General features: G+C 64.8%; 5 protein-coding genes. All 5 read right to left on the reverse strand.

Annotated features, from left to right (window positions below; genetic code table 11):
• On the reverse strand, positions 1-2,167 hold a 2,167-nt coding region (locus tag EOA38_RS18900), incomplete at its 3' end, for an SdrD B-like domain-containing protein (RefSeq protein ID WP_210212973.1).
• A 151-nt stretch (positions 2,168-2,318) separates the two neighbouring features.
• The gene (locus tag EOA38_RS18905; protein WP_245464701.1) at positions 2,319-3,620 is read right to left on the reverse strand and encodes an HlyD family type I secretion periplasmic adaptor subunit; all 1,302 of its coding nucleotides are present in this window, start codon (positions 3,618-3,620) and stop codon (positions 2,319-2,321) included.
• 1 nt (position 3,621) lies between these two features.
• The gene (locus EOA38_RS18910) at positions 3,622-5,688 is read right to left on the reverse strand and encodes a type I secretion system permease/ATPase (RefSeq protein WP_245480875.1); all 2,067 of its coding nucleotides are present in this window, start codon (positions 5,686-5,688) and stop codon (positions 3,622-3,624) included.
• A 441-nt stretch (positions 5,689-6,129) separates the two neighbouring features.
• Complete coding sequence (locus EOA38_RS18915; protein WP_126094406.1) at positions 6,130-7,470, reverse strand: HlyD family type I secretion periplasmic adaptor subunit; 1,341 nt, start codon at positions 7,468-7,470, stop codon at positions 6,130-6,132.
• Positions 7,467-9,069: type I secretion system permease/ATPase (locus EOA38_RS18920; protein ID WP_127299937.1), on the reverse strand; the 1,603-nt coding region annotated here is incomplete at its 5' end. The genes EOA38_RS18920 and EOA38_RS18915, both read right to left, overlap by 4 nt.

Consider the following 9,069-nt stretch of genomic DNA (forward strand, 5'->3'; position numbering starts at 1 on the left):
CGGCGCTCAGGTCGCCGCTGTTGTCGTCATCGATGAAGATCGTCACCGGATCATGCGACCAGGCGGTGTCGTCCCCGCTCTTGCCGTCGCCGGTCAGGTCCTCGTACTTGGTGCCGGAGATCGAGAAGGCGACGAAGTTGGTGAAGTCGTTGCCGCTGTCGGTGCCGCCGCTGCCGGGGTTGTCGATGGTCTGCACCAAGACGCCGGTCTGCTCGGAGCCGCCGGGCACAACCTCGTAGATGTTCTTGCCGACATCGGCCAGCGTCAGCCCGCCGATCGACCAGTTGCCGGAAGCATCGGTCGTCGTCGTGCGGTCGCCGGCGCTCAGGTCGCCGCTGTTGTCGTCATCGATGAAGATCGTCACCGGATCATGCGACCAGGCGGTGTCGTCCCCGCTCTTGCCGTCGCCGGTCAGGTCCTCGTACTTGGTGCCGGAGATCGAGAACTTCTCGAAGTTGACGAAGTCCTGGTTGGTCAGGTTCTGGCCGGAGGTGAGGTTGTTCTGGTCGATCTGCACCGGGCTGACATTCGTCCAGCCTGACTGGCTCTCTTCCTTGATCAGGTAGTCGCCGGGCAACAGCCCGGTGAACTGGTAGAAGCCGCTGCCGTCCGTGGTCGTCTGCGCCACCTGCTCGCCAGCATCGGCGGTGTTGTTGTGGTTGGCGTCATTGTAGAGCGTGATCGTCCATCCGCTCACCGCGGTTTCGTCGCCGGTCGTCGCCAGGCTGCCGTCGGCATCCTCATACTTGTGGCCCGAGATCGAGCCGAGCTGGAAATTGCCGAAGTCGTTGTTGTGGCTCTCCTCGCCCGCCGCCAAGGTGACGGTGTACTCGCCCTGCGCGTTATTCGGCGCATCCTGCGACCATCCTGCCTGCTGCACCTCTCGGATCGTGTAGGTGCCGGGCGTGACAGTGAAGTGATAGTACCCGTTTGCGTCGGTGACCGTAGACGGCTCGCCCAGATCCAAGGAGTTGTTGCCGTTGATGTCGAGATAGATCGTCCAGCCGCTGAGAGCCGGCTCACCGGCCTGCCAGACGTGGTCGGCGTTCAGGTCGTTGAATTTGTGGCCGTCGATCACCTGGCCGATCTGCCGGTTCCATTCCTCGAAGCCGGAATCGGCCGTCCAGGTGCTCTGTGCTGTTTCCCCAGGTCCTTGATAAGTACCGGTCTGGTAGCCGAACCCGGAATAGAGATAGATATAGGGCTTGGTCGGATCGAAATTGCTGATGGGAACCAGCAACGACATATCGGTGGTGTTGCCACTGCCCGGCTGAAGCTCGCCGTTCAGCCCGACGAACTTGTCGCCGCCGGCATCCAGATTGTAGATCAGCGAAGCGTTATCCCCCGCCGGGAAGGCGCCGGTGCCCTGGCTCGGGGTCGCTCCGGGTGCGTAATCATGCAAATCGCCTGCAGAGGCCTGCCAGATCTGGAGCGAATCCAGGGAAAGGTTTTGGGACGTGGCGACGTTGGACTCGTTGATGTCGAGATCAAATCGATAGTAGCCGACGCCATTTATGAATTGAATCGGAATGTCGGCAATGTTCACTGAATGAACGTACTGACTACCGCCCTTGGAGGTATTATCAAGAATAAAAGCGTTAAAGTCGGTATTATACCCCTGCTCCGACGTGTTGTTACCTGAAGCCGAAATTCGGACGAAAGGATCAAGCAAACCTGTTCCTGCGCCGGTCACGACATCCGAGGACGAAAAGAGGGCGCCGTTGATGGTTACGGTGGTTTTGAAGGTCAGATCGTAGGTAGGCGCGTTCACCGCATCGGTGAAGTTTACGGTCGCGACCCGGCCGTCTGCCTGGTCTGTCGCCGTGAGCGTGAATGCCTGGTTTGCCGCGTCGGCATTGACGTACCACGAGGTCTGGATCGTGCCGTTGACGACGCCATCCAGATCACCGGCGCCGCCATCGGTGACGACCCAGGGCGTACCGGTTGCGGTGAGATCGTAGGTGAGCACATCATCCGCGGTGCCGAGGATCCCGTCGGCGCCCGCGCTGTGGTGGGCAACCAAAAACGTGAGCGAGCCGCCATCCTCGACGTCGGTGGCCGTGATCCCCACCGTCTCGCCGGGCGCGTAGTCCGCATCGGCCTGGTCGACCGCGACCGCAAGCGGCGGCACGGCGTCGGAGGAAGTCGGATCGGTGCTTCCGGTCACGGTGGAATCGGGTGTTGCGAGCGGATCGTTGGTCAGATTGTCGCTGATATCGCTAGACGCCATAACATTTCCCCTAGCTTTCGGATTCGGTTACTTATCGTGGCTGCTGTTCTTTCGTGGCTTCTGTTTTCATTTTCCCGCCTGGGCGGGCTTACTCTCTAAAGGCTCGGGTGATCTGGTCCTGCAACGGCTTCACCAGGTAGGACATCACCGAACGGTCTCCGGTCTTGATGAAGGATTCCACCGGCATGCCGGGTACCAGCTTGACCTCGCCGAGGCGCGCGACCTCGGCGGCGGTCGTCTTGATGCGCACGGTGTAATAGCTGACGCCGGTGCGCTGATCGGTGGTAATGTCGGGCGAGATTCTCTCCACCACGCCTTCGATCTGCGGTGTCGTGCGCTGGTTGAATGCGGAAAAACGCAGCGATGCCGACTGGCCGCCCCATAGCTGGTCGATATCGCTGGGCGCGATCTTGGCCTCCACCGCAAGGCTGTCATTGTCCGGCACGACCTGCATGATCGTCTGGCCGGGCTGGATCACGCCGCCGATGGTGTAGGCGAGCGACTGCTGCACGACGCCGTCCTGCGGCGCGCGAATGTCGACCCGCTTCAACTGATCCTCCGCGGCGACCTTGCGCTCGAAGAGTTCGCCCGTCTTGCCGTCGATGTCGCGCAGGTCGCGGTTGACTTCCGTGCTGAGGTCGAGGTCGATCTGGATGATCTGCAGCTTGATCTCGGCGATGCGCCCCTGCGCCTGCGCCAGCGCGGCGACGAGCTGGCCGCGCTCGCCATCCAGGCGCGTCGCCTCGCGCTCGGTCGAGGTCAGGCGATCGATGGAGATGAGCTTCTTGCCCCAGAGCACGCGCACGGAAGCGAGCTCCTTTTGCACGAGTTCGATCTCCTTGCTCTTGGCTTCCATCTGCGCGGTGTCGCCGGCGATCTCCTTCTCGAGCTGGACGATGCGTTCGCCGAGCTGGCCCTTCTGGCCGGCGCGGGACGTGCGCCGCGTCTCGAAATGCTGCTTCTCGCCGGAGATCGCCTCGGCGACATCGGGATCGGCCGAACGAGCAAGGAGGTCGGCAGGAAAAGTGATGCTGTCAGCGCCCCGGCGCTCGGCATCGAGCCGCGCCTTGCGCGCCGTCAACTGATCGAGCGCCTTGCTCACCACCGCTAGATTGGCAGCCGGCACGGTGCGGTCGAGACGCAGCAAAAGGTCGCCGACTTTCACGAGGTCGCCATCGCGGGCATCGATCTCGGCAACGATGCCGCCGGTCGAATGCTGCACGTTCTTGACGTGGGAGTCGACGACGAGCGTGCCGGGGGCGATGACCGCGCCGGCGATCTCGGTGACCGAGGCCCAGCCGCCGACGCCTCCGGCAAGCAGGAGCACGGCTCCAAGCCCAAGCCGTGTGTAGAAGCGGATCGATGCATGGGAGGTGCCCGGCGCAGCCACGCTAGTTCCCTCCCTCGGTTCCATTGGCGGCAGCCTGCGGAGTGCCTTCCGCGGCCGCCCGCGGCGGCGGATTGGCCGTGGGCACCGCCCGCAGCATGGGGAACATCTTGGCGAAAACCTTGTCCTTCGGCCCAAACTCGTGGATGCGGCCGTGGCTCATCGCCAGGACGAAATCGACGGCTGCCAGCACGTTCGGACGATGAGCGACGATCACAACCACGCCGCCGCGTTCGCGAACGCCGAGCATCGCCCGCACCAATGCCTGCTCGCCATCCATGTCCAGGTTGGAGTTCGGCTCGTCGAGCACCACGAGAAACGGATCGCGGTAGAGGGCGCGGGCCAGGGCAATGCGCTGGCGCTGGCCGGCCGAAAGAGCCTCGCCATGCTCGCCGATCTCGGTCTCGTAGCCCTGGCGGAAGCCCACGATCAGGTCGTGCGCGCCAGCCGCCTTGGCCGCGGCGATGATTGCGGCGGGGTCGGCGTCCGTCTCGAAGCGGGCGATGTTGTCGGCGACGGTGCCGGCGAACAGCTCCACGTCCTGCGGCAGGTAGCCGATATGGCGGCCGCGCTCCGCCTGCGACCACTGATCGAGATCGGCGCCGTCCAGCTTTATCCGGCCGACCACAGGCAACCAGGCCCCGACGAGCGCACGCACCAGAGTGGACTTTCCCGACCCGCTCGGGCCGATGATGCCGAGCGCGTGGCCAGCCTCCATGGCGAAGCTGGCATCCTGGACCAGCAGCCGCTGCGACCCCGGAGCCATGATCGCAACATTGTGCATCATGACGTTGGCGCTCGGCGCCGGCAGCAGCATGGGTTCGGCCTCGGCGGGCAAGGCCGCCAGCACTTTGGTCAGCCGTTGCCAGCCCTGGCGCGCGCCCGCGAAGCCCTTCCAGTTGGCGATCGCAAGATCGACCGGCGCCAGCGCGCGGCCGCTGAGGATGGAAGCGGCGATGATGACGCCCGCCGTCGCCTGCTGTTCGATAACCAGCCAGGCGCCGATGCCGAGCATGGAGGACTGCAGCAGCATGCGCAGTATTCTCGATACCGCGCCGATGCCGCCGGCGACGTCGCTTACCTTGCGCTGGTCGGCAATGTAATCGAGGTTCGCATCTTCCCAGCGTGCGGCAAGCCCGCCGGCCATGCCCATGGCGGCGACGACTTCCGCATTGCGACTGCCGGCGGCGACCAACCCACCGCGCCGGTTCCCGCTCAAGGTTGCAGCCGATACCGGCTTTCGCGTCAGCCGCTCGGCAAGCATGGTCAGAGTGACCAGCACGATCGCACCGAACAGCGCCGTAAGGCCAAGCACCCAGTGGAACATGAAGATGATGATCAGGTAGAGCGGCAGCCACGGCAGGTCGAAAAGCGCCGTCGGCCCCATACCGGACAGGAAGCCGCGCACGCTGTCGAGATCGCGCATCGGCTGCAGGCTGTCGTGCTCGCGCCCGGCCTTCAGCGGCAACCTCAGCACCGACGTATAAACGCGCTGACCAAGCGCCTCGTCGAGGGCGCCGCCAATGCGCACCAGCACGCGCCCGCGCACGAAATCGAGAACGCCCTGCCCGCAATAGAGGATGACGAGCGATATCGAAATGCCCGCGAGTGTCGGCAGGCTGCGGCTCGGCAGCACGCGATCATAGATCTCGAGCATGTAGAGCGAGCCTGCAAGCATCAGCACGTTGAGCATGCCGCTGAACAACCCGACCGCAAGAAAGGCCGACCGGCAGTTGGCAAGTGCCGCGGCCAGCTCGGAGCGAGCGGCGTTGGCCACCTGCCCGGTCGGCTTCACCGACGGCTTGCTCCGCGCCGCCGCGGGCCGACGGCGCGCGTCGCCGACGGCATTTTGCGCCGCGTCGCCGCGCGCGCGAAACATCACCAGGCTACCGGCACCCGCCATCGCCACCGCGACGAGCATCGAGCCCATCGATGCATGCCGGCCTGAGCCGAAGAGAAAAAAGCCGGCGACGCATGCGACGAGGGCCAGGCCGAAAAGCCTGATCTTCGCCTGCGCCGAACCAAGCGTTGTCTTGCCCACCAACCCGAGCGACGCCTTACTGAACCCCACGACTTGCCTCTCCCCATCAGGGACATGTCAGCCGCGCTCATCGGCGCATTGACCGCGCAAGGCGGCTGACTGGCCATGGCAAATAGCGCCGAGATTCAGCGCTCAAGTTCGAGAGGGAGGAGGATCGGCGTAGCGTCTGGCAACCCGCGGCGGCGGCCGGCGAACAGCAAAACGCGACATCGCCTCACGACGACTGGCGGCTCGATGGTGATGCGGCGGCCGAAAAGCCGCACGGTTTCCCACCCCCTGTAGCGCCGTAACTCGTTGTTGCCGGTCGGGAGATTGTTTACGCTACTATATTAGAACATTATTAACTCTATCTGAGCGTGCGTCAACGGGCAATTCGACGAAGAATTGGCCAGGTGGGGTTGAAGTATATGGGAGTATAACGCCGAGGGAAGCGAAGCGTCTCAATCCGCTTCCGCCGCGCTTGACCCGCCCCTACTTCTGGCGGAACGCGGTGTGCAGGGACGCCGTCAGCGGGCCTAGTATGTAGTCCAGCGCGGTGCGCTCCTCCGTCACGATCATGACGGATGCCGGCATGCCGGGGTAGAGCTGGATCTGGGGCGCGGCGGCGAGTTCCTGCGCGTCGACCGCTATGTCGGCGACATAATAGGGAAAGCCTGTCTTGGCATCGGTGACGCGGTCCGCCGAGATATGGGTCACGCGGCCGTGGATGACCGGCGTGGTGCGCTGCTTGTATGAGGTGAAGCGGACCTCGGCGGTCATGTCGGCACGCAGGCTGGATATGTCCTCGACGCGGACCTGCGCCTGAACGATCAGCGAATTCCTGGTCGGCACGATGTCGAGGATCGTCTGGCCGGGGGCGACGATCGCGCCAGTCGAGAAAACAGTGAGGTCCATTACCTGGCCGTCATAGGGCGCGCGCACCTCGGCGCGGTCCACGGTGGTCTGCGCGGCGAACATCTTCGGCACCAGGTCGGCGAGGTTCGACTGCGTCTCGATCAGCATGGCAGAGAGTTTTGCGCGGCGCTCGTTGGTGAGCTGCGCAATCTGGCTTTCGAGCTCGGCCTTGCTCTGCCGGTTTCCCGCGATCTCGCCGAGCGCCTGGTCGATCAGGCCCTGCAGGTCGGAGGCAGAGCGATCGAGCTCCAGGATGCGAGGCTTCGTCGTCAGCCCGGCCTTCAGCAATTTGTTGAGGCCGGCCTTCTCGTCCAGGGTGGACTTGAGCTGCGCGCGAAAGGATTCCACGCGCGCCTGCTTGCCATCGATCTGCTCGTCGAGCTCGGCGATCCGCTTCTGCAGGATCTGCCTGGCGCCCGCCATCTGCGCGCGCTGGCTTTCGAGGTCGGCGATCTGGTTGGCCATCGCGTCCTGCAGATAGGCCTGGTGCTCGGCGGTGATGTCCTTCGGGAAGGCCACCGCCTCGTGCCCGTCGAGCTCGGCGCGGATGCGGGCATCGGTGGCGCGCAGCAGCGCATATTGCTGGGAATAGAGGTTGAATTCGGAACGGGCGCGGGTGTCGTCCAGCACCACCAGCACATCGCCTGCCGCGACGATGTCGCCGTCCTTGACCCGGATTTCCTTCACCGTGCCGCCATCGAAATGCTGGACGCTCTTGCGGTTGCCCTCGACCTTCACCACCGCATCGGCAAGCACCGCGCCGTTGAGCGGCGCGACCGCCGCCCAGCCGCCGAACACGCCGAAGAAGGCAACGATGATGAGCACACCGACCCAGACCGGCCCGCGGATCGAATCCGCGTTGGCGCCTGCTTCGTCGGCGCCCGAGAGGCTGCGATAGGTCGCTGCGATGTCGGTCATTGGGTCGCCACCGCGATCGGCGCCGCGCGCTGATTGAGCAGAGCCACGATCTCGTTCTTCATGCCGAAGGCTTCGACGGCGCCATCCCGCAGAAGCAGGATCTTGTCGACATTTGCCAAGGTCGAGGGCCGGTGCGAAACGATGATCACCGTGCTGCCGCGGCGCTTGAGCTCCAGCGCGCATTCGGCAAGCGCGCGGTCGCCGTCGGAGTCGAGATTGGAGCTCGGCTCGTCGAGCACGATGAGGTTCGGCATGCCGAACACGGCGCGGGCAAGCGCGATGCGCTGACGGTAACCGCCGGACAGCACCGCCCCGCCCTCGCCGATCTGCGTCTCATAGCCTTGCGGCAGGCGAATGATCATCTCATGCACGCCGGCGAGCCGGGCGGCCTCGATCACCTCGCGGTCGACATCGGTCTTGAAGCGGCCGATGTTGGCGGCGACCGTGTCGGAAAACAGCTCAATGTCCTGCGGCAGGTAGCCGATATGGTCGCCGAGCGCCTCCCTGCCCCATTGCGTCATGTCGGCGCCATCCAGCCTGACCGTGCCGCGGCTCGGCTGCATGATGCCCGCGAGGTGACGGGCAAGCGTCGACTTGCCAGCGCCGGAAGGGCCGACGATGCCGAGCGCCTCGCCAGCTTCCAACCGGAACGAGACATCGCGCAGCAGCACCTTCTGCGCCGCGGGGATAGCGAAGCTGAGCTGCTCGACGGCGATCTTGCCCGTGGGTTTCGGCAGATTGAACGACCGTTCGCTCCGCGCGCCGCCGTCCAGCAGCTTCTCGACCCTGTCGAGGGCGGCCCGCGCCAGGATCAGGCTGCGCCAGAGGCCGACGATCTGCTCGACCGGCTGCAGCCCCCTGCCCAGCAGCAGGCTCGCCGCGAACATCGAGCCGCCGGTGATCTGCCGCTCGATGACCAGATAGGCGCCGACGCCGAGGATCAGCGACTGCATGGTGAGGCGCAGGAAGCGTATCAGACCGGACATCAGCGCTGCCCGGTCGCTGGCCTGCCCCTGCTGCCGCAGCGCCAGGCCGCGGTCGCGACCCCAGCGGCGCACGAGCCCGTCGATCATACCCATGGCGCGAATGACTTCCGCGTTCCTGAGGCTCATTTCGGTGAAATTGTAATTGACGGTGGCAAGGTCGTTGGCCTGCTTGAGCGGCGCCCTCACCATGTATTCGTTGAGCACCGCCATGGCGATCAAGAGCAGCGAGGAGCCCAGCGCGAAGAAGCCGAGCCAGGGATGCAGGAGGAAGATGATGCCGATATAGATCGGCGACCACGGCAGGTCGAACAGTGCATGGATGCCGCTGCCGGTGATCACCTGCCGGAACGTGTCGAAATCGCGGATCGGCTGGCTTTGCGCGGCGCCCTGCGATGGCGTCTCGACCGATGCGGCCAGGATCTTGGCCGAAAGCAGCCGGTCGAGCCGGGCGCTGGCGCGTGTCAGGATCGCGGCCCGCACGAGGTCGAGGCCGGCAAGCGCCAGGAAGGCCGCAAGCAGCACCAGGGTCAGCATCACCAAAGTGGTCTCGCTGCCACTGGTGACCACCCGGTCGTAGACCTGCAGCATGTAGAGCGGGGATGCGAGGTAAAGC

Source organism: Mesorhizobium sp. M1E.F.Ca.ET.041.01.1.1 (genome assembly GCF_003997355.1).
In the GTDB taxonomy this organism is placed as follows: Bacteria; Pseudomonadota; Alphaproteobacteria; order Rhizobiales; family Rhizobiaceae; genus Mesorhizobium.

Coding starts and splice junctions, on each gene's coding strand:
- EOA38_RS18915 (WP_126094406.1), bottom strand. CDS start 7,470: ATGACCGACATCGCAGCGACCTATCGCAGCCTCTCGGGCGCCGACGAA.